21 protein-coding genes are annotated in these 24,027 nt (G+C 68.9%); 14 read left to right on the top strand and 7 right to left on the bottom strand.

Features of this window, described 5'->3' with window-relative positions; translation table 11 throughout:
• The first annotated feature begins 83 nt into the window (after positions 1-83).
• The gene (gene uvrA, locus GOARA_RS13280) at positions 84-2,963 is read left to right on the top strand and encodes an excinuclease ABC subunit UvrA (RefSeq protein WP_007322911.1); all 2,880 of its coding nucleotides are present in this window, start codon (positions 84-86) and stop codon (positions 2,961-2,963) included.
• Here the strand turns inward: uvrA and GOARA_RS13275 are convergent.
• Positions 2,960-3,175 carry a hypothetical protein gene (locus GOARA_RS13275; RefSeq protein ID WP_007322910.1) on the bottom strand — a complete coding sequence of 72 codons (216 nt, stop codon included), beginning with the start codon at positions 3,173-3,175 and terminating at the stop codon, positions 2,960-2,962. The genes uvrA and GOARA_RS13275 overlap by 4 nt on opposite strands.
• A 28-nt stretch (positions 3,176-3,203) precedes the next feature.
• Here GOARA_RS13275 and GOARA_RS13270 point away from each other — a divergent pair, with 28 nt between their 5' ends.
• The 3 genes from GOARA_RS13270 to GOARA_RS13260 are packed head-to-tail and all read left to right on the top strand — an operon-like array spanning position 3,204 to position 5,146.
• Positions 3,204-4,055, top strand: a complete 852-nt coding sequence (locus tag GOARA_RS13270) for a N5-glutamine methyltransferase family protein (protein ID WP_007322909.1) — start codon at positions 3,204-3,206, stop codon at positions 4,053-4,055.
• A 12-nt stretch (positions 4,056-4,067) separates the two neighbouring features.
• Positions 4,068-4,679 carry a type 1 glutamine amidotransferase family protein gene (locus tag GOARA_RS13265; RefSeq protein ID WP_007322908.1) on the top strand — a complete coding sequence of 204 codons (612 nt, stop codon included), beginning with the start codon at positions 4,068-4,070 and terminating at the stop codon, positions 4,677-4,679.
• Entirely contained in the window at positions 4,676-5,146 is a 471-nt protein-coding gene (locus tag GOARA_RS13260) for a MarR family winged helix-turn-helix transcriptional regulator (RefSeq protein WP_007322907.1), read from the top strand. Before GOARA_RS13265 ends, GOARA_RS13260 begins: the two co-directional genes overlap by 4 nt.
• Here the strand turns inward: GOARA_RS13260 and GOARA_RS13255 are convergent.
• Entirely contained in the window at positions 5,143-5,514 is a 372-nt protein-coding gene (locus GOARA_RS13255) for a DUF1844 domain-containing protein (RefSeq protein WP_007322906.1), read from the bottom strand. The two genes, GOARA_RS13260 and GOARA_RS13255, sit on opposite strands and share 4 nt — an antisense overlap.
• Positions 5,515-5,776: 262 nt before the next feature.
• Here GOARA_RS13255 and infC point away from each other — a divergent pair, with 262 nt between their 5' ends.
• The 4 genes from infC (at position 5,777) to GOARA_RS13235 (ending at position 7,954) form a co-directional block, all read left to right on the top strand.
• Complete coding sequence (gene infC, locus GOARA_RS13250; protein ID WP_083834878.1) at positions 5,777-6,397, top strand: translation initiation factor IF-3; 621 nt, start codon at positions 5,777-5,779, stop codon at positions 6,395-6,397.
• 96 nt (positions 6,398-6,493) lie between these two features.
• Positions 6,494-6,694 carry a 50S ribosomal protein L35 gene (gene rpmI, locus GOARA_RS13245; protein WP_007322903.1) on the top strand — a complete coding sequence of 67 codons (201 nt, stop codon included), beginning with the start codon at positions 6,494-6,496 and terminating at the stop codon, positions 6,692-6,694.
• 44 nt (positions 6,695-6,738) lie between these two features.
• Positions 6,739-7,119 carry a 50S ribosomal protein L20 gene (gene rplT, locus GOARA_RS13240; RefSeq protein ID WP_007322902.1) on the top strand — a complete coding sequence of 127 codons (381 nt, stop codon included), beginning with the start codon at positions 6,739-6,741 and terminating at the stop codon, positions 7,117-7,119.
• Between the two features lie 28 nt (positions 7,120-7,147).
• Complete coding sequence (locus tag GOARA_RS13235) at positions 7,148-7,954, top strand: TrmH family RNA methyltransferase (RefSeq protein WP_040523249.1); 807 nt, start codon at positions 7,148-7,150, stop codon at positions 7,952-7,954.
• On the opposite strand, the gene GOARA_RS13230 is transcribed toward GOARA_RS13235, so the two are convergent.
• From GOARA_RS13230 to GOARA_RS13210, 5 genes are all read right to left on the bottom strand, one after another.
• Positions 7,927-9,690 carry an HNH endonuclease signature motif containing protein gene (locus GOARA_RS13230; RefSeq protein WP_007322900.1) on the bottom strand — a complete coding sequence of 588 codons (1,764 nt, stop codon included), beginning with the start codon at positions 9,688-9,690 and terminating at the stop codon, positions 7,927-7,929. The genes GOARA_RS13235 and GOARA_RS13230 overlap by 28 nt on opposite strands.
• A gap of 72 nt (positions 9,691-9,762) precedes the next feature.
• Complete coding sequence (locus tag GOARA_RS13225; RefSeq protein WP_007322899.1) at positions 9,763-10,629, bottom strand: hypothetical protein; 867 nt, start codon at positions 10,627-10,629, stop codon at positions 9,763-9,765.
• A gap of 138 nt (positions 10,630-10,767) precedes the next feature.
• Positions 10,768-11,880, bottom strand: a complete 1,113-nt coding sequence (locus tag GOARA_RS13220; RefSeq protein ID WP_007322898.1) for an NDMA-dependent alcohol dehydrogenase — start codon at positions 11,878-11,880, stop codon at positions 10,768-10,770.
• A 45-nt stretch (positions 11,881-11,925) separates the two neighbouring features.
• The gene (locus GOARA_RS13215) at positions 11,926-13,425 is read right to left on the bottom strand and encodes an aldehyde dehydrogenase family protein (RefSeq protein WP_007322897.1); all 1,500 of its coding nucleotides are present in this window, start codon (positions 13,423-13,425) and stop codon (positions 11,926-11,928) included.
• Between the two features lie 148 nt (positions 13,426-13,573).
• A complete protein-coding gene (locus GOARA_RS13210; RefSeq protein ID WP_007322896.1) occupies positions 13,574-15,190 on the bottom strand; it encodes a sigma-54-dependent Fis family transcriptional regulator in 1,617 nt (538 codons plus the stop codon).
• 122 nt (positions 15,191-15,312) lie between these two features.
• On the opposite strand from GOARA_RS13210, the gene GOARA_RS13205 reads away from it, so the two are divergent.
• The 6 genes from GOARA_RS13205 to GOARA_RS13180 all read left to right on the top strand — a co-directional run bounded on the left by GOARA_RS13205 (position 15,313) and on the right by GOARA_RS13180 (position 24,019).
• A complete protein-coding gene (locus GOARA_RS13205; protein WP_007322895.1) occupies positions 15,313-16,689 on the top strand; it encodes an acyltransferase family protein in 1,377 nt (458 codons plus the stop codon).
• A gap of 23 nt (positions 16,690-16,712) precedes the next feature.
• Entirely contained in the window at positions 16,713-17,813 is a 1,101-nt protein-coding gene (gene pheS / locus GOARA_RS13200; RefSeq protein WP_007322894.1) for a phenylalanine--tRNA ligase subunit alpha, read from the top strand.
• Positions 17,814-17,873: 60 nt separating this feature from the next.
• A complete protein-coding gene (pheT, locus tag GOARA_RS13195; protein WP_007322893.1) occupies positions 17,874-20,354 on the top strand; it encodes a phenylalanine--tRNA ligase subunit beta in 2,481 nt (826 codons plus the stop codon).
• Positions 20,355-20,401: 47 nt separating this feature from the next.
• Positions 20,402-21,523, top strand: coding sequence for a metallophosphoesterase (locus GOARA_RS13190; RefSeq protein ID WP_040523321.1), 1,122 nt, complete (start codon positions 20,402-20,404; stop codon positions 21,521-21,523).
• A 73-nt stretch (positions 21,524-21,596) separates the two neighbouring features.
• Positions 21,597-22,217 carry a TetR/AcrR family transcriptional regulator gene (locus GOARA_RS13185; RefSeq protein ID WP_040523245.1) on the top strand — a complete coding sequence of 207 codons (621 nt, stop codon included), beginning with the start codon at positions 21,597-21,599 and terminating at the stop codon, positions 22,215-22,217.
• The gene (locus tag GOARA_RS13180) at positions 22,214-24,019 is read left to right on the top strand and encodes an alpha/beta fold hydrolase (protein ID WP_007322890.1); all 1,806 of its coding nucleotides are present in this window, start codon (positions 22,214-22,216) and stop codon (positions 24,017-24,019) included. The genes GOARA_RS13185 and GOARA_RS13180 overlap by 4 nt, the downstream gene beginning before the upstream one ends.
• Positions 24,020-24,027 lie beyond the last annotated feature (8 nt).

Here is a 24,027-nt window from a genome sequence, read left to right as displayed (position 1 = left end):
AGGTCGCCGGTATATGTGGACGCGACTGTCTCGACGAGGCGCCGGACAAGCTGGGCGTCGCAGAACCGTGAGGATGCTTTGCTGTGGTTGATCGCTTGATCGTGCGCGGTGCGCGCGAGCACAACCTTCGTGGGATCGATGTCGATCTGCCGCGGGATTCACTGATCGTTTTCACAGGACTGTCCGGGTCGGGGAAGTCGTCGCTGGCATTCGACACGATCTTCGCCGAGGGGCAGCGCCGCTACGTCGAGTCGCTCTCGGCCTATGCGCGCCAGTTCCTCGGTCAGATGGACAAGCCGGACGTCGACTTCATCGAGGGTTTGTCGCCCGCGGTGTCGATCGACCAGAAGTCGACCAACCGGAACCCACGATCGACGGTCGGCACCATCACCGAGGTCTACGACTACCTGCGGCTCCTGTACGCGCGCGCGGGCACCGCGCACTGTGCGCAGTGCGGGGAGAAGATCGCCAAGCAGACGCCCCAGCAGATCGTCGACCAGGTGCTCGCCATGGATGAAGGCACCCGGTTCCAGGTGCTCGCACCCGTGGTGCGGTCGCGCAAGGGCGAGTTCGTCGACCTGTTCGCCGACCTGCAGACCCAAGGGTTCGCGCGCGCACGCATCGACGGAAAGGTCTATCCGCTCACCGAGCCGCCCACGCTGAAGAAACAGGAACGCCACGATATCGACGTCGTCGTCGACCGGCTCGCGGTGAAATCCTCGGCGAAGCAGCGGCTCACCGACTCCATCGAGACGGCCCTGCGGCTGGCCGACGGCATCGTCGTCCTCGACTTCGTCGACGTCGATGAGAAGGATCCGAACCGCGAGCGGCGCTTCTCCGAGCGGATGGCCTGCCCCAACGGGCACATCATCGCGATCGACGATCTGGAGCCGCGTTCGTTCTCCTTCAACTCGCCCTACGGCGCCTGCCCGGTCTGCGACGGCCTCGGCGTCAGCAAGGTGATCGACGAGGAACTCGTCGTCCCGGATCCCGATCTGAGTCTCGCCGAGGGCGCGGTGGCACCGTGGTCGGCCGGGCACAATGCCGACTACTTCCTGCGGCTGCTGTCAGGGCTCGCCGACCAGATGGGTTTCGACCTCAACACACCGTGGCGGAAGCTGCCCGCGGCGGCGCGCAAGGCGATTCTGAACGGCAGCGACCACCAGGTCCACGTCCGCTTCCGCAACCGCTACGGCCGCACGCGCTCGTACTACACGGAGTTCGAAGGGGTGATGGCCTTCCTGTCGCGCCGCTCGGAGCAGACCGAGTCCGAGGCGATGAAGGAGCGCTACGAGGGATACATGCGCGACGTCCCCTGCGCGGCGTGCGGCGGAGCGCGACTCCGGCCGGAGATCCTGGCGGTGACCCTCGACTCGGCGAAGTTCGGCCCGAAGTCGATCGCCGACGTCAGCGCCCTGTCGGTGGCGCAGTGTGCCGAATATCTCGACGGTCTCAAGCTCGGCGCACGCGAGGAAGCGATCGCCGGCCGGGTGCTCAAAGAGGTCCAGGCGCGGATCAGGTTCCTGCTCGACGTCGGACTGGAGTACCTGTCGCTCGCGCGGGCGGCCGGATCGTTGTCCGGCGGCGAGGCGCAGCGCATCCGGCTGGCCACACAGATCGGGTCGGGGCTCGCCGGCGTGCTGTACGTGCTCGACGAGCCGTCGATCGGACTGCACCAGCGCGACAACCGGCGGTTGATCGACACCTTGATCCGGCTTCGCGACCTGGGCAACACGCTGATCGTGGTCGAACACGACGAGGACACCATCCGTTCCGCGGATTGGATCGTCGACATCGGCCCGCGGGCCGGCGAGCACGGCGGTCACGTCGTGCACAGCGGCAGCTACGAAGGGCTGCTGGCCAACCCCGACTCGATCACCGGCGCCTACCTGTCGGGGCGTGAGACCCTTCCGGTCCCGGAGATCCGGCGGCCGGTGAGCAAGCGCAAGCAGCTCGCGGTGGTCGGGGCCAACGAGCACAACCTCAAAGACATCGACGTCAACTTCCCCCTCGGCGTGCTGACCGCGGTCACCGGCGTGTCCGGGTCGGGCAAGTCGACATTGGTCAACGACATCCTCGCGACGGTGCTCGCCAACAAGCTCAACGGCGCGCGCCAGGTGCCGGGGCGGCACAAGCGCGTCAAGGGCCTCGACCAGCTCGACAAGCTGGTGCAGGTCGACCAGTCGCCGATCGGCCGCACGCCGCGGTCCAACCCGGCGACGTACACGGGCGTCTTCGACAAGATTCGCACCCTCTTCGCCGCGACGACCGAGGCGAAGGTGCGCGGTTACCAACCGGGGCGGTTCTCGTTCAACGTCAAGGGCGGGCGCTGCGAGGCGTGCACCGGCGAGGGCACGATCAAGATCGAGATGAACTTCCTCCCGGATGTTTACGTGCCGTGCGAGGTCTGTCACGGCGCGCGGTACAACCGCGAAACCCTGGAAGTCCACTACAAAGGCAAGACGATCGCCGAGGTCCTCGACATGCCGATCGAGGAGGCCGCCGAGTTCTTCGAGGCGGTCACTTCGATCCACCGCTACTTGAAGACCCTGGTCGACGTCGGGCTCGGTTACGTTCGGCTGGGCCAGCCCGCGCCGACGCTGTCCGGGGGCGAGGCGCAGCGCGTCAAGCTCGCGGCTGAGCTGCAGAAGCGCTCGACCGGGCGTACGGCCTACATCCTGGACGAACCCACGACGGGCCTGCACTTCGAAGACATCCGCAAGTTGCTGGCGGTGATCAACGGCCTGGTGGACAAGGGCAACACGGTGATCGTCATCGAGCACAACCTCGACGTGATCAAGTCCGCCGACTGGATCATCGACATGGGACCCGAGGGCGGCGACGGCGGCGGCACCGTGGTGGCCACCGGGACGCCGGAGGAGGTGGCCGCGTCATCGCAGAGCCACACCGGACGGTTCCTGGCAGAGGTGCTGGAGCCCGAACGGGTGGCCGACGCGGGTTAGTCTTCCCGCTCGCCCATCGATTTGCGGATCTCGTCCAGCTTCTTGCGGGCGGCCTCGTTGCGCTCGTCGAACTGCTCCTGGACGGTCCGCCCCTCGGGCGACTCGGCAGCAAGCTCTTCGGAGCCGATCGCGGTGGCAGCGCGCTTCTCGATCTTCTCGCGGACCTCGTCGAAGGTGGGCGTGCCGCTGTCGTTGGGCTCGGTGCCGGTCATGTCCCCACTGTAGGCGCGACTAGGGTCGATGTCTGTGGACTTCGACGCCGACGCGCTCGTCGGGGCGTTGCGCGCCGCCGGCTGCGTCTTCGCCGAAGACGAAGCGCGAATCCTGCGCCATCGGGCGGTCGGCGAGGGGCAGTTGAGCGAGTGGCTGCGCCGCCGCATCGCCGGTGAACCGCTGGAGCAGATCGTCGGTGCGGTCGAGTTCGCGGGACTGGATCTTGCCGTGGGCGCCGGAGTGTTCGTCCCGCGTCAGCGCACGCGACTGGTCGCGGCCATCGCGAGCGATGAGGTCGGGGCCGCGCTCGCCGCGGATCCGTCGGGGACGGTCTTCGTCGAACCCTATTGCGGTGCCGCGCCGATCGCGGCTCACGTCGCGCGCGACCATCCGGCCGCAGCGATCGTCGCCACCGATATCGACCCGGTCGCACTGGCCTATGCCGAGCGCAATCTGAGTTCGCCGGCGATCGTGCGCCGGGGGAGCGGACTGGCCGGTCTGCCGCAAGGGCTGCGCGGTCGAGTGTCGGTGACCGCCGCCGTACCGCCGTACGTCCCCGACGGGGAACTGGATCTGATGCCCGGGGAAGCTCGTGGATTCGAACCAGTGAGCAGCCATTCGGCGGGCGCGGCGGGTCTCGACGAGGTCTCGCGGTTGCTGCGCGAGGCGCGCGAGTGGCTGCGGCCTACCGGCGTCGTCGCCCTCGAACTCCACCGGCGCCAGGCAGATGCTGCTGCGCGGATAGCCGTCGACGCCGGGTTCCAGCCCACCGTGCGAACCAGCCACCGTTCGTTCTCCGACGACGGGCACACCGCCGTTCTCCTCCTGAGGGATCCCGCGGGCGACGAAGACGTCATTGACAATATGCTGACAAAATGACAGCATAATGTCATGACTCGATACGTGAACATCGCCCTGCTCGACACCCTGGCGGATTGGGAGATCGGCTACCTCACCTCCTACGTCAACGATTCCGAATTCCAGCGCGAACCCGGCTCGGTCCGCATTCGCACGGTCGGCACGACCGCGGAACCCATTCGCACCAAGGGCGGCCTCGCCGTCACGCCCGATGTCGTACTGGCCGACCTGAGCCTCGACGACAGCGCGATGTTGGTTCTGCCGGGGGCCGATACCTGGGCTGAACCCGACAACGCGGTCTGGCTGGAGCAGGTACGGCGATTCCTCGATCACGGCCTGCCGGTCGCCGCGATCTGCGGCGCGACCTACGCCCTCGCGGCGGCCGGCTTCCTGGACGATCGGCCGCATACCGGCCCGGCCAAGGAGTTCCTCGCTTCGAGCGGGTACGGCGGGACCGAGCATTTCGTCGACGAGCCGGTCGTCGCCGACGGCGATCTCATCACGGCGAATCCGGTCGCCCCGGTCGAGTTCGCCCGAGCGGTGTTCGAGCGCCTCGGCCTCTATCGCGATGAGACCCTCGCATCCTGGTACAAGCTGTACGGTCGTCAGGACCCGCAGGGCTTCTACGAACTGATGTCGTCATGACGAGCCAGGGGCAGCCCGAGAACGAAGACCAGCGGTTGCTGTCGGACGCTGCGCTGACCACCTTCCGGCTCAACGGTCAGTTGCTGGGCGTGGCCGAACGGCTGGCGCGGCCGGCCGGTCTGACGGCAGCCTGGTGGCAGGTCCTGGGGGCGGCGCTGGGGGAGCCGCAAACCGTGTCCGGCATCGCCCGTGCCATGGGGTTGACCAGGCAGGCCGTCCAGCGGATCGCCGATCTGCTCGTCGAGCGTGGTCTCGCCGAGTACCGGGAGAATCCCGCGCACCGGCGGGCGAAGCTCTTCGCGCCGAGCGAGGCCGGGCGCGCGGCGGTCGCCGACATTCATCCGGCCCATCTGGCGGCTTCGCGTGCGCTCACGGCGCAGATGGGCGCCGACCGGTTGGCCGAGGTGCTCGTCGGCATGCACGAGCTGTCGGCGGCACTCGACCGGATCGAGGCGAGCGCCGATTAGACGAGCTTCTCGCCGGGCCCCTCGCCGGGCTCGTCGGGATAGGCGCTCGCCTCGCGGAACGCGGCCTGCAGGCCCTTGACGCCGTCGCGGATCGGGTTGGCGTGCAGCCCGAGATCGCGGCGTGAGGCGTCGAACAGTCCGGCGAGCGCGGTGATCAGCTTGCGAGCCTCGTCGAGGTCGACGTCGTCGGCGGTCGCCCCTTCGGCGAGGCCGAGCTTCTCAGCCGCCGAACTCATCAGCATGACGATGGCCTTGGTGATGACCTCGATGGCGGGGATATCGCCCAGGTCGCGGACATCCGCGGGGGATTCAGGCTGGTCGCGGACATCCGCGGGGGGTTCGGGCGTCGAATAGGACTCCTGGGACATGACTGTTAGACTGTCACAGTGCGACCGCTCCGGGTAACCGGGGCAGGCAAGTGGAGTTCCGCCTCCCACCGTGCGACGCAACCGCCATAGTGCAACCGCAGTTTCACGGTCCGACGCGCGCCGGACGAACCCGTTCGTTCCCGGTCGTGCTGTTCGGTCGGCATCGGAGCCCCTCGGGACTGGTTCGAAAACCAGCACCGGTGGGCTTTCTTGTTGAGGCGGTGGCTCCCCTCGAACCCGTTCTCCGTGGCGGTCGGACCAGATACCGACCTACCTAGGAGGCCCCATCAGCACTGAGACTCGCATCAACGAGCGCATCCGCGTCCCGGAGGTCCGACTTGTCGGACCGAACGGTGAGCAGGTGGGCATCGTGCGCGTTGAGAATGCGCTCCGACTGGCCGAGGAAGCCGATCTGGATCTGGTGGAAGTCGCGCCCGACGCCCGTCCACCGGTCTGCAAGATCATGGACTACGGCAAGTTCAAGTACGAAGCAGCGCAGAAGCAGCGCGAGTCGCGTCGCAACCAGCAGATGACCGTAATCAAGGAGCAGAAGCTCCGCCCGAAGATCGACGACCACGACTACGAGACCAAAAAGGGTCACGTGATCCGCTTCCTGGAAGCCGGATCGAAGGTCAAGGTCACGATCATGTTCCGCGGGCGCGAGCAGTCGCGTCCCGAACTCGGGTTCCGGCTGCTGCAGCGCCTGGGCAACGACGTCGCCGAGTACGGCTTCGTCGAAACCTCGGCGAAGCAGGACGGACGCAACATGACGATGGTCCTGGCCCCGCACAAGGGCGCCAAGACCCGCGCCAAAGCCGCGCAACAGTCCAACGCGAGCGCCCCGGCAGAGCAGACCTCTGACGAGCCCGCGGGCAAGGACTAGCGGCCGGCCGCGAAGTAACAGACCTCAGCGGCACCGCCACCACGGCGGGCCGACGATCCCGGGTGCGAACCCGGGCGGACGAACAGGAATATCCACATGCCAAAGGCAAAGACCCACAAGGGCACCGCGAAGCGCTTCAAGGTGACCGGCAGCGGCAAGATCGTGCGGCAGAAGGCGAACAAGCGCCACCTTCTGGAGCACAAGTCGTCGCACCGCAAGCGCCGTCTCGACGGGACGACCGTCGTCGCCGAAGCCGACGCGCCGCGCATCAAGCGACTGCTCAACGGCAACGGCTAGTCAGCCCCATCCGACCAACCAGACCGAAGTAAAGAGGATCAGACATGGCACGCGTGAAGAGGGCGGTCAACGCCCAGAAGAAGCGCCGGACGACCCTGGAGGCGTCGAAGGGGTACCGCGGGCAGCGCTCGCGCCTGTACCGCAAGGCCAAGGAGCAGCAGCTCCACTCGATGACCTACGCCTACCGTGACCGTCGCGCGCGCAAGGGCGAGTTCCGCAAGCTGTGGATTTCGCGCATCAACGCCGCGGCCCGCGCCAACGACATCACCTACAACCGCTTCATCCAGGGCCTGAAGGCCGCTGGCGTCGAGGTGGACCGCAAGGTGCTCGCCGAGATCGCCGTGAGCGACCCGCAGGCTTTCACCGGCCTCGTCGAGATCGCCCGCAAGGCCCTGCCGGACGACGTCAACGCGCCTGCCGCCTGACGCGGCTCGAACGCCGACACAACCCGCGATGGATGTTCTGACCGAACGCTCGTCGCGGGTTGTTTCGTATGGCAAATTGCACCGCGCGGCGGCGCGACGAGAACAGCAACGCTTCCTCGTCGAAGGGGCGAACGCGGTCGGCGCGGCGCTGGAGACCGGGCACGCACTCGTCGTCCTGGTGGGGGAGACCGACGCCGCCCGGCACCGCGACATCGTCGACGCCGCTGCCGCTCGTGGCATCGAAGTGGTCGCGCTGACCGAGCGTGCGGTCGCCAAACTGGCCGATGCCACCACACCGCCCGGCATCTTCGCGGTGTGCTCACCACTCGACGCCGATCTGGCCGCTGTGCTCGACTGTCGTCCGCGATTGCTCGCCGTCGCCGTCGAACCGCGGGAGCCGGGCAATCTCGGCACGATCATCCGCTGCGCCGACGCGATGGGCGCGGGTGGCGTCGTGGTCCTCGGGGACGCCGTCGACCCGCACAACGGAAAATGCGTGCGAGCCAGCGCGGGCAGCGTCTTCCATCTGCCCATCGCGCGGGATCGCGACATCGGCCACGGCCTCTCCGCGTTGCGCGACGCCGGGATGGCCCTGCTGGCCGCGACGGCCGACGGGGAGACGCCGATCGGCGGCTCGGGCGATGGACCGGACGACGACTTCCTCGCGGCGCCGACGGCATGGCTGTTCGGCAACGAGGCACACGGCCTGCCCGCCGAGGTGGCCGCGGCCGCCGACCGTCGGGTCTCGATCCCGATCCGCGGCCGCGCGGAGAGCCTGAACCTCGCCACCGCGGCGGCGATCTGCCTCTACGAGAGCGCTAAAGCGCAGGGCTGAGCCCGACCTGGATCAGAAGGGTGGATCGCTGTCGTCGGGCGATTCCTCGGCGAGTCGTCGCCGGCGGTTGGCTTCGCGTTCGGATCGTCGTCGAGCGTGTTTGGCGCGGAGGCGGTTGCGGCCCCGCTTGGGTGGACTTTCCGATGACGGTTCTTGTGGAGGTGATGACGGGTCGCGCCAGGTGATGGTTGCCAATGCGGGAAAAGGTCTTGGTTCGTCTCGGCCGGGCCGGAAAATCGTATGCCTTCGGGCGAGACGACTTCGCTGACGAGGCGGCCGTCGCGATCGCGGTATTGATCGTCGAGCCAGTCATCGGCGAAGGTCTTGAGGTTGTGGTGCATGCGGCACTTGGCAGCCAAGCCGTCGGGGGTGGTTTGTCCACCCGTGCTCGGGTTGTCGTGGTCGTATTCGGTGACGTGGTCGACGTCGCAGCGCCAGGCGGGTTGGTCGCACCCGGGCATGGTGCAGTAGCCGTCGCGGGAGCGGACGAACGTGTCGAGTGCGGTAGAGGGGCGGTAGGCGTCGGAGGGCCGGTGTGTCGGCAGTGAGACGTCCGCGGATTCGGGGTTGAGGGGGCGGACCGTGCTATCGCCGCGGGTGAGGAGATCACGCAGGTGGGCAGCGGAGATGACGCCGTGCCCGTCCATAAAGGCGGGTTCGTCGTTTCGGCCGTCGACCGTGGCCTGGTCGGCGATGACATGCACCAGCACGCGTCCCTTGACGACGGCCGCATCTTCGCGGGCGCGCAGCCAGGCGGCGAGCGCATCGGGTTCGGGGATGGTCGCGGGGCAATCCGGTTGGCCGCAGTCACATTCGAATGCCGTTCCCGACAGCAATGCGAAGAGGGCGTCGCTGCTGCGGGCATCCGGAGAACGGGTGTCAGCGGGGCAGACGAGGTTGGCCAGCGTGACCATCGCGGAGTAGGCGATCACGGCGTTCTCGGCGGTCATCGTCGCCCCGACGGTGGCCATCCCGTCACTGCCGGAAAGGATCCAAGCGGTCCGATTCTCCTTGGCCTTCTCCCGCCGGCGCCGTACCGAGTCGGGGTCGTGGCGGAAGATGATCCGATCGACCATGTCGGACAGCCGCTTGGTCGACCACGCTCCAGCCCCGCTGCGTCGGGCCAGGACCGCGGCGATCGCGACGTCGACCTGCGGTGCCCAATCTTGGTCATCGATCAACTCGGTGCGTGACACGATCAGCCGGAACTGCCGCGGCGTGATCGCAGAATCGCGCAACTGGCGGCCCACCTGCGGCAGGCGGTCACGCATCGCAATCGCCTCCGACAGCCACTTCTCGGCCTGGCGCTGCGACAGGCCCTGGCTCATCGCGATCCGGGCGGCGCACTGCATCTCGATGTCGAGCATCCGAACTCCTCGCGCCGACGGCTCCGGCTTCCCGAACGTCGCGAGATAGGTGTGCATCGCACCGATCTCCCGATACTCGGTCCAGGCGATCATCGCGTTGGCCTTGGCCGCGTCGGCGAGCACCTCCACGGTCCAGCCCGGCTCGCCGACCGTGACCGCCATCGCAGCGTCGAGTGCGACTGCCCGGTCCTGCCACAGGCTCGCGTCGCTGTCGGTCAGGTGTGCGTCCTCGCCGTCGAAACCCGGGTCTTCGCCATCGTCGCGGATGGCGATCGGTTCCATCGCCGCCTCGCGCTGCGCAGCCGCCACCGCCCCGGCGAGATCGATCGGAAGATCGAACCCCGCGTCCGGATCGGTGATGGTTGGCATAGCGCTAGTTTATACGTATATCAGTTCGATAACAAGGGTAAAGCTGCAGTTGAGAGCACATCTCACCGCGTGTCAGGTGCGGTTGATATTGTCCGACTCGAAGGTCAATTCATCTGACTCCACGACCTCGAAGGACTCGAAGCGGGCGTCGGACAGGATTTCGTCGATAAGGGAGCGCGTCCCGCCGACCAACGTCCACGCCCAGTCGACCTCGGTGGCTACGACCCAGGCGTCCCCACGCGGCCAGACCAGTGCGGGCACCGGGCCCCACCCGAAGCGATGATCCCAACCGATTCCGCTCCGGTAGCCATACTCCGGGTCACCCAACTCCTCGAGCGAGGTGGCAAAGACGAGCATTTCGCGTCCGGGCCAGTCGAGGAAGGGGCCATCGGTGGTCGCCCGGGTGACGGCGGGGTCCAGGAGGCGGGTGCTGACCGCCTCCGGCCGCGGTCCGGCTTGCTCACTCACCGGGCCGTCCGAAGCAACGAGGTAGAGCGTGGCGTCCGGGCCGTGCAATTCGCCCCAACCGGCCCAAATGGCGGCAAACAGGCCTGTCATCGGATCGATGTGCGCGGCGAGCAGTGTGGTCAGCTCAGCCATGATCGCCGGATCCAGCCGTCCCTCAAGGTCGACGGTCAGCTGCCACCCGTTGGGCAGCGTCATCGAATAGCAATCGGTCGCCTCGGCCGGCGATCGGCCCGCGACCGCCCACCATTGCACTTGGGGATGCATCTGTGCGCCGGTAACCGCGGCGACATCGCGCCATGCCATTCGCCGACTGGCGCCGTGCTCGTCGGTGACATCGACCGGGTGGAGAATTCGCGCGTAGGCCTCGAAGCCGGTTCCGGCGACACCGCCGACCGTCGCCCAGTCGCCGACGCGTCGGAGTAGGGCGCCGCCGGCACTTTCGATGTAGCCGGAGTCGGTGATCAGCTGCATGGCGTGCGATCGTACCGGCCGACCGAGTAGTTTTCCCGCCCGGAAGATCGCTGTACGAGAGCGCACGGATGCACCTCGCGGTGAAACCCGCGGGTCTGCGGAAGGCGCGACACCGCAGACCCGCGGGAGCTCAGGGGGCTATTCGCTGTGCCGGATCACGCCGCGGATGTTCTTTCCGTCGCGCAGATCCTGGTAGCCCTGGTTCACTTCGTCGAGCGAGTACTCTTTGGTGACCAGCTCGTCGAGCTTGAGCTCACCGGCGTCGTAGAGACGCAGCAGCCGGACGATGTCGTACTGCGGGTTGGAACCGCCGAACAGCGAGCCCTTGATCGTCTTCTGGTTCAGCGTCAGATCGCAGCCCGAAACGTGCACCGTCAACTTCGTCGGGTCGGCCAGGCCGGTGATGACGACCGACCCGCCCTTGCCGATGACCGCCGTCGCCGCCGAGACGACCTCCTCGTCGACGGTCCCGACGAGGATCAGCGCGGCGTCGGCGCCCTGTCCCCAGGTCAACTCGGTGACCTTGGCCTGGGCCTCCTCGGCGGTCGCGAAGGCGTGGGTGGCACCGAACTTGATCGCGGCATCCCGCTTCATCGGGACCGGGTCGACGACGACGACATACTTGCAGCCCGCGGCCACGGCACCTTGCACGGCGTTGATGCCCAGGCCGCCGATGCCGTAGATGACGGCGGTGTCGCCGGGGTGGAGATTGCCCGCGTAGACGGCGGTTCCCCAGCCCGACGGGACGCCGCAGCCGACGAGGACCGCCTTCTCCAGCGGCAGCCAATCGTCGACCTTCACCACCGAGTGCTGGCTGATCGTGGCGCGTTCGGAGAACGTGCCGAGCATGCACATGGCGCCGAAGTCCTGGCCGCCGCCGTGGAAGCGGAAGGTGCCGTCGGGGAAGGAGCCTTCCAGGATCGTGGCACCCATGTCGCACAGGTTCTGCCTACCGGTCGAACAGTAGCGGCAGGTGCCGCAGTTGGGGATGAAGCTGCAGACGACGTGATCGCCCGGCTTGACCTTGGTGACGCCCGCCCCGACCTCCTCGATGATGCCGGACCCCTCGTGTCCGCCGACGATGGGATACCGCGGCGGCAGGTCGCCGTCGGTGAGGTGGAGGTCCGAGTGGCACAGCCCCGCCGCGGTGTACTTGATCAGGACTTCGCCGGGTCCGGGCCCGTCCAGGTCGAGCTCCATCAGCTCGAAGGGTTTGCCGGGTTCCAGCAGGACCGCTGCTTTGGTTTTCATGTGATTCTCCGTTCTCGGTTGGGTGATCGGGGGGATGGGGTTGATTCAGAGCGCGACGTTGACGGCCTTGGTCTGCGTGTACAGATCGAGTGCGGAGTCGCCCAGTTCGCGGCCCCAGCCCGACTGCTTGTAGCCGCCGAAGGGCAGCGCGGTGTCGAAGCCGTTGTACTGGTTCACCCAGACCGAACCGGCCTTGAGCCGCGCGGCTGTCTTGTGCGCCTTCGAGATGTCCTTGGTCCAGATGCCGGCGGCGAGTCCGTAGATCGAGTCGTTGGCCGCCTCCGCCGCCTGTTCGGCGTCGTCGAACGGGAGCGCCGCGACCACCGGGCCGAAGATCTCCTCCTCGACAATCGAGAAACTGGGCTCGACGTCGACGAAGACGGTCGGCTCGATGAAGAATCCCTCGGTGCCCCAGCGTTTGCCGCCGGTGAGGGCTCGTGCGCCGTCGGCGAGGCCCTGCTGGATGTATCCGTTGACACGGTCGAACTGCTCCTGGGAGACGAGCGGTCCGAGTTCGGTGGCCGGATCGAGGCCGGGCCCCATCTTCGCCTTCGACGCCGCGTCGGCGACGGCCTGGGTGAACTCGTCGAAGATCGGCCGCTCGACGAAGAGCCGGGTGCCCGCGACGCAGCACTGGCCGTGGTTGAACATCCAGGCCGCGACCGAGCCGGCCACGGCCGATTCGATGTCGGCGTCGGCGAACACGATGTTGGGACTCTTGCCGCCCAGTTCCAGCGAGACCTTCTTCAGATTGCCCTTGGCCGCGTCGACGATCAGCTTGCCGACCTCGGTGGATCCGGTGAAGGCGACCTTGTCGACGTCGTCGTGGGCGGCGAGCGCGGCACCGGCGTCGCCGAAGCCGGTCACGATGTTCACCACCCCGGGCGGGAAGCCGGCCTCTTCGAAGAGTTCGCCCAGCAGCAGCGCGGTCAGAGGTGTTTGTTCCGCCGGCTTGAGGACGACGGTGTTGCCGGCCGCCAGTGCAGGGGCCAGCTTCCACGTCGCCATCAGCAGCGGGAAGTTCCACGGGACGATCTGACCGCAGACGCCGAGGGGCTCCCGCAAGGTGTACGCGTGGAACTGGCCGCCGGGAGCGAACGGCATCGAGACGTTGACGGTGCTGCCGCCGATCTTGGTCGCCAGCCCGGCGTTGTACCGCCAGACGTCGGCCGACCAGCCGGTGTCGACGGCCGTGGCGATGGTGGCCGCTTTCCCGTTGTCGAGCGCCTCCAGTTGCCCGAACACTTCGGCCCGCTCGCTCAGCAGGTCGCCGACCCGCCACAGCAGCCGTTCGCGTTCGTTGGGTTTCATGCGCGACCACGGGCCTTCCTCGTAGGCGATCCGGGCGGCTTTCACGGCCTTGTCGACGTCGGCGGCACCGCCGTGGGGGACGCTGGTGATGCGATTGCCGGTTGCCGGGTCGATCGTGTCGAAGGTGCGTCCGGAGTCGGCCGCGACCCAGGCGCCGCCGATCAGCATCGTGCGGTCGCGTGATACGAAGTCGGCGACGGCGGGGAGCAGGACGGGGTCTACAGCGGTGGTCATGGTGCCCTCCAGGCGAGTGACGGTGCGAAAACTGTGTGAGGCAAGCCACAGTGGGCCGCCTATGTCATTTCTCGCATGTATCGCCGATGGCGGACTGTTCAGAAACTGAACAGCGGGGTGTACAGGGGGAGGCGGATCGCCGCGTTACTCAGGTCCGGATGCCCAATGCGCGGATCCGCGCATAGAGCGTCGTGCGGCTGACACCGAGCGCTTTCGCCGCGTGCACCTTGTTGTTGTCGGCGGCGTCGAGTGCTTCGATGATGGCCTGGCGTTCGGCCTGTTCGCGGCCGGCCAGCCGGGCCGCGCGGGTGATTGCCCGGTACTGCGGCGGCAGATCCTCGATGTCGACCTGCCTGGCCGCCCGTTCCAGGGTCGTGGCCGCCGCCTGGTCCACCACCACCGACAGCTCGGACAGATTGCCCGGCCACTGGGCGGAGGCGAGCGCGTCCGCGGCGGCCGCGGACAGGTCCAGCCGCTGGTCGATCTCGGCGAGCAGATCGTGCGCCAGCGAGACGATGTCGCCCGGGCGCTGCCGGAGGGGGAGCAGGTCGACGCGGCTACGGCACATCGAGACCAGAGCCTTGACCGACGGTCGTGCGGCCGACGCCGGACCGGTCACCACGACGATCGGCGGTGCGGCCCGGTCGGGCTCGGCGATCACTTTCCGGAGCAGGTGGATCGACGCCTCGTCGAGCATGTCCGCGTCGTCGACGACGAGGGTCACCTCGGCGTCGCGAGCCTCGCCGACGAGTCCGGCGAGGTCGAGCCGCCGGCCGCTGAGCAGGCATTCGGAGACGTCGGCGACGAGATGTCTCCCGGCTTCGGCGCGGGCGGCCCGACTGCGCCCGGTACCCGGCTCGCCGGTGATCGCGGTCGACGAACCGGTGCGCGAGGGCCGGGCCGGCGCTGCGGCCACCGGTCTCGGCGCGGACGCGCCCGTCGGCCGCAGCCGGAAGATCGCGGCCCGGCGAACGCCGGGGATGCGCTCGGTGACGACCTGGACGACCGCGCCCGAACTTAGCGTCAGCATCGGCATCTCGGCGGCGGGCTGTTCGGCGGCCAGCATGCTGAGCGTCCCGAAATCGGCCGGGCTGAGCAGTGCGGCCGCGAGCGAGTTGGTGAGCTGCAAGTCGTCGCCGATCGCGGCGACGGCGACGTCGCGACGCGGCGCCGCCCGTCCGAATGCATCGATGACCGCCCGCTGTTCGGCCCGCGATCGGTCGAGCAGGCGGTCCTGGATTCCGGTGACGAGCCGGTTCACGAACGGCACCGACAGGGGATTCGCCCGCGGGCTGATCTCCGTCAGACAAATGATTCCGGCGAGCCGCCTGGTCGCCGGGTGGACGATGGGCCGGCCGAAGCAGCTGAGACTCTTGAACTGCTCCAAATAGTGCTCGGACCCGTTGACGGTGACGCCGCCGCGGATCTCGGCGGGAGTGCCGAGCGCCGTTGTGCCCATCACGTCTTCGCCGAACAGCGCGCCGGTGGTGACACCGAGGCCGTCGAGCGCTCGTTCGACGGCGACGCCGGAGGCCACCCGCGACACCAATTGGCAGTCGTGGTCGACGAGCAGTAGCGCCGTGCCGGTGTCGTTCAATTCGTCGGCCGCGCGCTGGAGTACCGGCCGGGCCGCGTCGAGCAGCGGATCGGCGGAGACGATGTCGGTGATGATCGGCGTCGGACGGTCGTCGGGCGCCAGGCCGGACATCTCTGAGCGGCGCCACGATGCGGCGATGACGTTGCGGTCGGGATGGGACTTCGACATGGGTGAGCGCTGACCTCCGCCACCACTGTGGCACAGATCACGAACGGGTGGGAAGGCCGCCCGAGGCGAATTGAGTAGTTCTCCCGACGCGCAACGTGCGCGGTGCCGGTGAGGATCGACGTATGACTGCTGATGCTGCGCAGACCCCGCGCGCCCTCGACCCGGCCGAGTTGGACCGCCTCACCGGTGACCGTCGCGACCGGGCGGTCGATGTGCTGCGCCTGGCGAGCCTGATCGTCGTCATCGCCGGGCACTCGATCATGCTGACCGTGGCGCCTCCCGGTCCGGGCGGGGATCGCCTCGTGCTCGGCAACCTGCTCGGCGATTACCCGTTTCTGCAGGTCGCGACGTGGTTGCTGCAGGTACTCCCGTTGTTCTTCTTCGCCGGTGCCGCCGCTGCCGTCTACGGTTGGCGGCCGGACGTCGACGGGGTGGCGCCAGCCCCCGGGCACTGGCTGCTCCGCCGGGCTCAGCGTCTGCTGCGCCCGGTCTTCTGGTACCTGCTGGCGGTCGGCGGCGCACTCGGCGCGGTCGCGTCGGCCGGGAGCGCGGCGGGCGTCGACGTCATCGCCCGTCTCGGAGTGCAACTGCTCTGGTTCCTCGGCGCCTACTTGGTGATCCTCGCGACGGTCGCTCTTCTGCAAGGCATTTCGCGGCCAGCGCACCTCGCGATCGCGGTGGCCTCCTGCTACGGCGTGACGGCCGTCGCCGACGTCGCCCGACTCCACAACGGTTCCGGCGAGACGCCGCCGTGGACCATGGTGACCTTCGCGACGGCCTGGATGATCCCCGCCATCCTCGGCATCGGTTACGCCAAGAAGCTCATCGGCGCCCGCGCCGCGGCGATCGGCGCGGCGCTCATGCTGATCGTCGACACGGTGCTCGTCCTCGCCGGGCCGTACGACGTGTCGATGGTGACGGTCCCCGGTCAGCGTCTTTCCAACATGAGCCCGCCGAGCCTGTTGCTGGCCGGTCACGCCATCGTGCTCTGCCTGCTGGCGATCGCCTGCGCGGGCGCGATCGGCCGCTGGGCCCGACGCCCTCGGGTGTGGTGGTGGGTGGCGCTGGGCAATCGCGGGGCCATGACGCTGTACCTGTGGCACCTGCCGGTGCTGGGGCTGATCATCGGCGTCGGTGCGCTGGCCGGGTTCACGCGCGACGAACCGGCGTCCGGCTCGCATCTGGCGATCGTCGGCGTGCAGACGCTGCTACTGCTCGTGTTGATGGTCCCGGTGGTGGCCGTGTTGTCGCCGCTGGAAAACCGCCCCCTGCCCTGGTGGGACGATGCCCGCGCGACACGACTCACCGCCACACGCGTGCACAACGCCGTCGACGGCACCGTGCTGGTGTTGCTCGTCGTCGCAGGCGGGGCGATCCTGATGTTCGCCCGGGACGGGATGGTCGTGGGCGCACCCGTGCTGGCGGTGGCCGTGGCAGCCGCGGTAGCCGCGCGTCTGATCAGCGTCGGGACCGGTCAACCCGCAGGTCAACACCGGTAGCCGATCGACTACTCTTTAGTGTCGTGGCCAACCGAAACGACGACACCGGCATCGACTCTTCCGCCCTGGAACCCGCTGCGCTCGGCGCCGCGGCACAGGCGGCGTCGGCCGCATTCGCCGCCGCAACCGACCTCGAAGCGTTGGCAGCGGCCAAGACCGAGCACCTGGGCGAGAAGGCCCCGATTTCGCTGGCGCGCCGCGCACTGGGCAGCCTGCCGGGCGACCAGCGCGCCGCCGCGGGCAAGGCCGTCAACGCCGCGCGGACCCGGGTTACCGATGCGTTGGCACAGCGGACCGCCGAGCTGGAGGCGCAGCGAGACGCTGCCGTGCTGGAAGCCGAGTCCATCGACGTGACCCTTCCCAGCGGACGGCGGCGCGTCGGTGCGCGGCACCCGATCACGGTGATCGCCGAGCAGATCGCGGATGTCTTCGTCGGCATGGGCTGGGAGATCGATGAGGGCCCCGAGGTCGAGGCCGAGCACTACAACTTCGACGCCCTGAACTTCCTGCCGGATCATCCGGCGCGGTCGATGCAGGACACGTTCTACGTGGCTCCGGCGCCCGGTGCCGAGCGAGACGGCCACGACGTCACCGAAGGGTCACGGCAAGTGCTGCGCACACACACCTCGCCCGTGCAGGTGCGCGCCATGCTGACTCGCGACCTGCCGATCTACGTCGCCTGCCCGGGGCGGACGTTCCGCACCGACGAACTCGACGCCACCCACACGCCGGTCTTCCATCAGATCGAGGGCCTCGCCATCGACCGCGGCCTGACCTTGTCGCACCTGCGCGGCACGCTGGAGACGCTGGCGCACGCGTTGTTCGGTCCCGATACGACGACGCGCATGCGGCCGTCGTACTTCCCCTTCACCGAGCCGTCCGCCGAGGTCGACGTGTGGTTCCCGGCCAAGAAGGGCGGCGCCGGCTGGGTCGAATGGGGCGGCTGCGGCATGGTGAACCCCAACGTGCTCCGCGCGAGCGGCATCGACCCCGAGGAGTACAGCGGCTTCGCCTTCGGCATGGGCCTCGAGCGCACCCTGCAGTTCCGCAACGACATCCCGGATATGCGCGACATGGTGGAAGGCGACATCCGCTTCACCGTCCCCTTCGGCCCAGCGGCCTGACGCCGCCGATCCGCTTCAACCACCGGCCATCTCGAACCGACCCGAAAGCAGCAATCCATCGTGCGTGTCCCGCAATCCTGGTTGACCGACGTACTCGACATCGACGCCGAGCCCACCGCCGAACAGATCGATGAAGCCTTCGTCCGTGTCGGCTTCGAGATCGAGGACGTCGAGCCGTTCGGCCACATCGCCGGCCCCCTGGTCGTCGGCCGCGTCGAGACCATCGAGGAACTCACCGAGTTCAAGAAACCGATCCGCTTCTGCCTCGTCGCCGTCGGCGAAGACGCGCCGCGCGAGATCGTCTGCGGCGCACGCAACTTCACCGAGGGCGACCTCGTCGTCGTCGCGCTGCCCGGTACCACGTTGCCCGGCGGATTCGAGATCGCCTCGCGCAAGACCTACGGCAAGACCTCCGACGGCATGATCTGTTCGGTCACCGAGCTCGGCGTCGGCGACGACCACACCGGGATCCTCGTGCTCCCGAGCGGCTCCGCCGAGCCCGGCGACGACGCGCGTACCGTCCTCGGTCTCCCCGACACCGCGATCGACGTGAACGTGACCCCCGACCGGGGCTACGCCTTCTCGGTACGCGGCCTGGGCCGAGAGCTCGCGGGCAGTCTCGGCGCGGTCTTCCGCGAACCGGGCGGGGACATCGATCCTGGTGTGGCAAGCGACGGCGGATGGCCGGTTGCCATCGACCCGGCGACGGGATCGACGCGCTATACCGCGCGCGTCGTCGAGAGCGTGGACCCGACGGCCGCATCGCCGTGGTGGCTGCGCAAGCGGTTGCTGGTGGCCGGTATCCGGCCGATCTCGGCGGTCGTCGACATCACCAATTACGTGATGATCGAACTCGGCCAGCCGCTGCACGCCTTCGACGCCGACCGGGTGCGCGGGGATATCGCCGTGCGCAACGCGAAGGCGGGGGAGAAGCTGACCACCCTCGACGGGGTCGAGCGCGCCCTCGACGCCGAGGACGTCGTGATCGCCGACGACAGCGGCCCGATCGCGCTGGCCGGCGTGATGGGCGGCGCGGTCACCGAGGTCGGCGACGAGACGACCCGGGTCCTGCTGGAATCGGCGACCTTCGACCCGGTCCGCGTCTTCCGGACCGGCAAGCGCCACAAGTTGACCTCGGAGGCGTCGAAGCGCTTCGAGCGGACCGTCGACCCCGAGATCACCGCCGTCGCTTCCGCACGTGCAGCGCAACTCATCGTCGAGATCGCCGGCGGTGCCCTCGCGCCCGAGTGGACCGATGTGCGGCTTCCCGGCACGCCGACACCGGTCATCGATTTCGCCGCCGACGCCCCCGACCGCACCGCGGGCATCGAGTACCCGGCCGGTACCTCGGCCAAGCGGCTGCGCGAAGTGGGGTGCCTCGTCGAGGAGTCCGGCGACCGGCTCCTGGTGACCCCGCCGTCGTGGCGGCCCGACCTGCGGCAGTCCGCCGACCTGGTCGAGGAAGTGCTGCGGCTGGAGGGGTTGGAGGACATCCCCGCCGTCGTGCCGCGGGCACCGGGCGGGCGCGGCCTCACTCCGGCGCAGCGGCGCCGCCGCAGCATCGGCCGGGCCTTGGCGCTCGACGGGTTCGTCGAGGTCCTCCCGTATCCGTTCATGCCCGCCGGCGTGTTTGACACGTGGGGACTGGACGAAGACGATCCGCGACGCGCGACCGTCAAGGTACTCAATCCGCTGGAAGCCGATCGGCCGGAGCTGAACACGACGCTGTTGCCGGGGCTGCTGGAGATGGCCGGTCGCAACATCGCCCGCGGACAGCGCGACCTGTCGTTGTTCACGATCGGCCAGGTCGTTCTCGGGGGGCCGCCGACCGAGGTCGTCGGGCCGTTCGACGTGACCAAGCGTCCCACGGACGAGGAGTTGGCCCGCGTCGACGCCGCGCTGCCGGAGCAGCCGTTGCACGTCGCGGTCGTGCTGACCGGCCTGGCCGAGCCCGCCGGACCGTGGGGGAACGGTCGGCCATCGGAGGCCGCCGACGCCTTCGAGGCGGCGCGGTCGACCGCGCGCGCCGCCGGTGCCGACGTCGAGTTGGTGGCCGACGATCATCTGCCGTGGCATCCGGGACGCTGCGCGAAGGTCGTCGCCACCGATGACGCCGGTCAGAAGGTCACGGTCGGCTGGGCCGGCGAGCTGCACCCGGCAGTGTGCGATCGCGCCCACCTGCCGAAGCGCACCTGTGCCGTCGAACTGTCCATCGACGCCCTGCCGCTGCGCACCGCGCTGCCCGCACCCAGCCTGTCGGTGTTCCCCGCTGTGCTGCAGGACGTGGCCGTCGTCGTCGATGACACGGTGCCCTCGGCGACGGTCGCCGCCGCGTTGCGAGAGGGAGCCGGTGAACTCCTGGAGTCCCTGGATCTCTTCGACGTCTACACCGGCGATCAGGTCGGCGACGGGAAGAAGTCACTGGCCTTCGCGCTGCGCTTCCGTGCGCCGGACCGCACCCTCACCGAAGACGAGGCCAGCGCCGCCAAGTTGGCCGCGGTCGAGCACGCGGGAAGCGCGGTCGGCGCCCGCCTGCGGTAGCGACGTCGATACACGTCTGACAACGGAAAGGCCCGCCTGTGGTCGTCATCATCGCCGCGATCGTCGGCATCACCTTCGTCGCGCTGTCGGCGTACTGGCTGCATCGGCGCCTCGTCGTCGCGACCGGGCTGAGCGGACGGTGGGCGGTCGCCGCTGACGCGCTTCTGGTGGTCGGCTCGCTGGTGGGTCTGCCGGCCGTGCTGGTCGGCCGCACCCTCGATCCCGCCTGGGCGCGGCCGATCGGGTTCGTCGGATTCACCTGGTGGGCCTTCGTGTTCTACCTGTCGCTCGGGGCAGCGGTGATCGGTCTGGTCGCCCTGGCGGTCCGGCTGATTCGCGGCTCGCCGGAGAAGCCGCGCCGGTGGGTGGGCGCCGCGACCGGAGTCATGGTCGTCGCGGCGGTGGGCGCGGTCGGGTTCGGGTTGGTCGAGGCGTCGCGCCCGGCAGTGACCGAGGACAGTGCGGTCGTGGACCGGCTGCCCGCCGAGTTCGACGGCCTGCGCGTCGCCTTCGTCACCGATCTGCACGTCGGTCCCACCCGGGGTGCCGATTTCACCCGGCGCGTGGTCGCTCAGGTCAACGACGCCAAACCCGACGTGGTGATCCTGGGCGGAGATCTCGCCGACGGCACCATCGTCAACGTCGGCCGCGACTTGGCGCCGCTGCGGGACTTGCGGGCGCCGCTCGGTGTCTACGGGGTCAGCGGCAACCACGAGTACTACTCCGACGACGGCGGTTCGTGGCTCGACTTCTGGGAGACGCTGGGCGTCCGTCCGCTGCGCAACGAACGAGTCGAGCTGCGCCGCGGCAACGCCGTCATCGACCTGGTCGGCGTCTATGACGCGACCGCCCCTGAGCCGTATCGGCCCGATGCGGAGAAGGCATTCGCCGGTCGCGACCGGAGCCGTGCGCTCATCTTCGCCGCGCACCAGCCGAAGCAAGCCGACGACGCGCAGGGACGGGGAGTGGGCTTGCAGGTCTCCGGTCACACCCATGGCGGTCAGATCTGGCCGTTCGGATACGCGGTGCGGCTACAGCAGCCGATCGTCGCGGGCTTCGGAAACGTCGGGGACGTGGCGGTTTACGCGTCGCGCGGGGCCGGCGCGTGGGGCCCGCCGGTGCGCGTCGGTGCGCCTCCGCAGATCTCGGTGCTGACCCTCACCCGCTAGCTCGACAACCCGGGTTCGCTTTCACTCCCGACCCGTCGTTTGCAAAATAGGTAGACCGGTCTATTATCGAGCTATGACGGATAAGACGAAGGGCGAAGCGACCAGCGCAAGGATGGTCGACGCGATGCTGTCGCTGATGCAATCGAAGGGCTACGCGGGAACGGGCGTCAACGCGGTGCTGGAGCAGGCGCAGGCGCCCAAAGGCTCGTTCTACTTTCACTTCCCGCGAGGCAAAGAGGAGCTGGGCGTGCGCGCCGTCGAGTCGGCGGCCGACCAGTACGCCGCGGCGATCGCGGCGGCCGTCCAAGCCGGCGGCGACCCCGGTGAGGTGATCGCCGGCGTTGTCGATCTGGTCGCCGGGATCGTCTCCGAATCGGGGTTCGAAGCGGGGTGTCCCGTGTCGGTGGTCACGCTGGAGGCGGGAGCCCACAGTGAGCCGTTGCGGTCGGCGTGCGACGCGGCTTTCGGGTCGTGGATCGGACTGATCGCCGACTATCTGGCCACGCAAGGGGCATCGAGGCAGGAAGCGACGGTCCTCGCGGAGACCATTGTGAGTACCGTCGAGGGCGCCCTGATCGTGAGTCGCGCACGCCGCGACCTGGCTCCGCTCCGCAGCGCTCGGCAGGTGCTGTCCGAGTTGCTGTCGTCGCGATTCGACCGTTCGGGCTCTCGCGATTCGGAGGTCGGACGATGACCCGCCGCGCTCTGGTGCTGGGCGCCACGGGCTTCCTCGGCCGGCACCTTGTCGCGACGCTGCTCGACGAAGGGGTCGACGTGCTAGCGGGTTGCCGTACCCAGCGCTCCTACGACGAGCTGGTCGAATGGCTCGTACGGCACGAATCGCCGGGCCGGCCGGCGCTCGCCGTGGTCGACTTCACCGCGCCCGGCCTCGGCATCGCCGAGGAGGTCCGCACGGGGATCACCGAGATCTACAACTGCGCTGGCGCGTACCGCTTCGGAATGTCGGAGGCGCAGGCCCGTGCCGGCAACGTCGACACCGCCCGGGCCGTGGTCGACGTCGCGGCGGGGATCAGCGGGCTGCGCCGGGTGGTGCACGTATCCGGCTATCGGGTCGATCCGCACAGTCCGGCCGAACCGGAGTGGACCGACGACCGCAGAGCGTCGACGTATCGCCGGCTCGGGCCCTACGAAGCGTCGAAGGTGGAGGCCGACTCGGTCTTCCGCGCCGAAGCCCAAAGCCGGGGAGTGCCATGGACCGTCGTCAATCCCGCGACGGTCAGCGGGGTAGCCGCGACCGGCGAATCAGACCAGTACCTCGGGCTGGCGGGCACACTCGCCGACCTGTGGCACGGTCGGCTGGCGGCGATACCGGGCGACGACTCCACCTTCGTTCCGGTCGTTCCGGTGGACTACGTCGCGCGATTCATGTCGGTGCTCCCCACCGACGAGTCGACCGCGGAAACGTCGTACTGGATCCTCGACGACGCCACGCCGCCGTTGCCCGAATTCGTCGGGCTCGTCGGCCGCCATCTGCAGGTGACGGTGCCCCGGTTGCGCATTCCCGTCGGCCTGGTCAAACGGCTGCCCGCGGCGCTGACCAAGGCGGACCCGGAAACCGTGTCCTTCCTCTCGTCGGATCGCTACCCGGTTGACCCGGCTCAGGAGGTGGCCGCCCGACACGGGATCGAGATGCCGCCGACCGTCCCGGCGATCCTGCGGTGGGCCGACCATCTGGCCGCACACCGGTTCGGGGAGGCCGCGGTCGGCCCGCTCGATCGCGGATTCGTCGACATCGGCGGGGTACGGACCTTCACCGCACGGGCGCCGGAAGCCGACCGGACGGGCGACGATGCCGTCGTCCTCCCCGGGCTCCCGGTCAACGCCGACACCTGGGCCGCGGTGGCACGGTCGCGGGCGGGACTCACCGTGATGGATCTGCCCGGGCTGGGACTCAGCTCCGGCGACCTGTCGGACTGGGACAGGTGGTCAGACGCCGTCGCCGGGCAGGCCCCGCACCTCATCGGCCACTCGATCGGCGCGGCGCTGGCGGTCGAGGCAGCCGACCGTGCTCCCGGCGCCGTGCGACGACTCACGCTGGTCGCCCCGTTCTTCCTCCAGCCGGTGGCGGCGCGCCGTCCGCGGCGGCACCCGCTGGCCGTCGCCGCGTACCTGTCTCGGATCGATGCACCGGATCTCTCCCGCCGCCTCACCGGTTCGGCCGACGCCGCCGAACTACTGCGCAGCAGCGTGGCGGATCTGCGCCGCAAACCGGTGGCGCGAAACGTCGGCCGGCTGGTGCGACGCGCGGAGGATCCACGGTGGCGAGCCGGCCTGGTCGAGAAGCTCCTCGGATTCCCCGGGCAGGTGGACATCGTCGTCGGTGCTTACGATCCGTTCGATCCCGCCGCGATCGAGGCGCTCGGCCCGCTCGGCGATCGGCTGCGAATCCATCGCATCGAGGGGGCCGGGCATCATCCCCAACTGACCCATCCGGACGAGGTCGCCCAGGCGGCGAAGGACGTGCGCGTCGGTTAGGGTCATCC

The organism is Gordonia araii NBRC 100433 (genome assembly GCF_000241265.1).
GTDB lineage: Bacteria > Actinomycetota > Actinomycetes > Mycobacteriales > Mycobacteriaceae > Gordonia > Gordonia araii.
The sequence above is the reverse complement of the archived record's forward strand: the minus strand, read 5'-3'. Positions and strand labels throughout refer to the sequence as shown.

Bases quoted from the DNA above. Each gene is read 5' to 3' on its own strand.
- GOARA_RS13220 (WP_007322898.1), bottom strand. From the start codon at position 11,880: ATGAAAACCAAAGCAGCGGTCCTGCTGGAACCCGGCAAACCCTTCGAG.
- GOARA_RS13180 (WP_007322890.1), top strand. From the start codon at position 22,214: ATGACCCGCCGCGCTCTGGTGCTGGGCGCCACGGGCTTCCTCGGCCGG.
- GOARA_RS13185 (WP_040523245.1), top strand. From the start codon at position 21,597: ATGACGGATAAGACGAAGGGCGAAGCGACCAGCGCAAGGATGGTCGAC.
- GOARA_RS13205 (WP_007322895.1), top strand. From the start codon at position 15,313: ATGACTGCTGATGCTGCGCAGACCCCGCGCGCCCTCGACCCGGCCGAG.
- rpmI (WP_007322903.1), top strand. From the start codon at position 6,494: ATGCCAAAGGCAAAGACCCACAAGGGCACCGCGAAGCGCTTCAAGGTG.
- GOARA_RS13260 (WP_007322907.1), top strand. From the start codon at position 4,676: ATGACGAGCCAGGGGCAGCCCGAGAACGAAGACCAGCGGTTGCTGTCG.
- GOARA_RS13255 (WP_007322906.1), bottom strand. From the start codon at position 5,514: ATGTCCCAGGAGTCCTATTCGACGCCCGAACCCCCCGCGGATGTCCGC.
- rplT (WP_007322902.1), top strand. From the start codon at position 6,739: ATGGCACGCGTGAAGAGGGCGGTCAACGCCCAGAAGAAGCGCCGGACG.
- GOARA_RS13215 (WP_007322897.1), bottom strand. From the start codon at position 13,425: ATGACCACCGCTGTAGACCCCGTCCTGCTCCCCGCCGTCGCCGACTTC.
- GOARA_RS13230 (WP_007322900.1), bottom strand. From the start codon at position 9,690: ATGCCAACCATCACCGATCCGGACGCGGGGTTCGATCTTCCGATCGAT.
- GOARA_RS13275 (WP_007322910.1), bottom strand. From the start codon at position 3,175: ATGACCGGCACCGAGCCCAACGACAGCGGCACGCCCACCTTCGACGAG.
- GOARA_RS13210 (WP_007322896.1), bottom strand. From the start codon at position 15,190: ATGTCGAAGTCCCATCCCGACCGCAACGTCATCGCCGCATCGTGGCGC.
- GOARA_RS13225 (WP_007322899.1), bottom strand. From the start codon at position 10,629: ATGCAGCTGATCACCGACTCCGGCTACATCGAAAGTGCCGGCGGCGCC.
- GOARA_RS13235 (WP_040523249.1), top strand. From the start codon at position 7,148: ATGGATGTTCTGACCGAACGCTCGTCGCGGGTTGTTTCGTATGGCAAA.
- GOARA_RS13270 (WP_007322909.1), top strand. From the start codon at position 3,204: ATGTCTGTGGACTTCGACGCCGACGCGCTCGTCGGGGCGTTGCGCGCC.
- GOARA_RS13265 (WP_007322908.1), top strand. From the start codon at position 4,068: ATGACTCGATACGTGAACATCGCCCTGCTCGACACCCTGGCGGATTGG.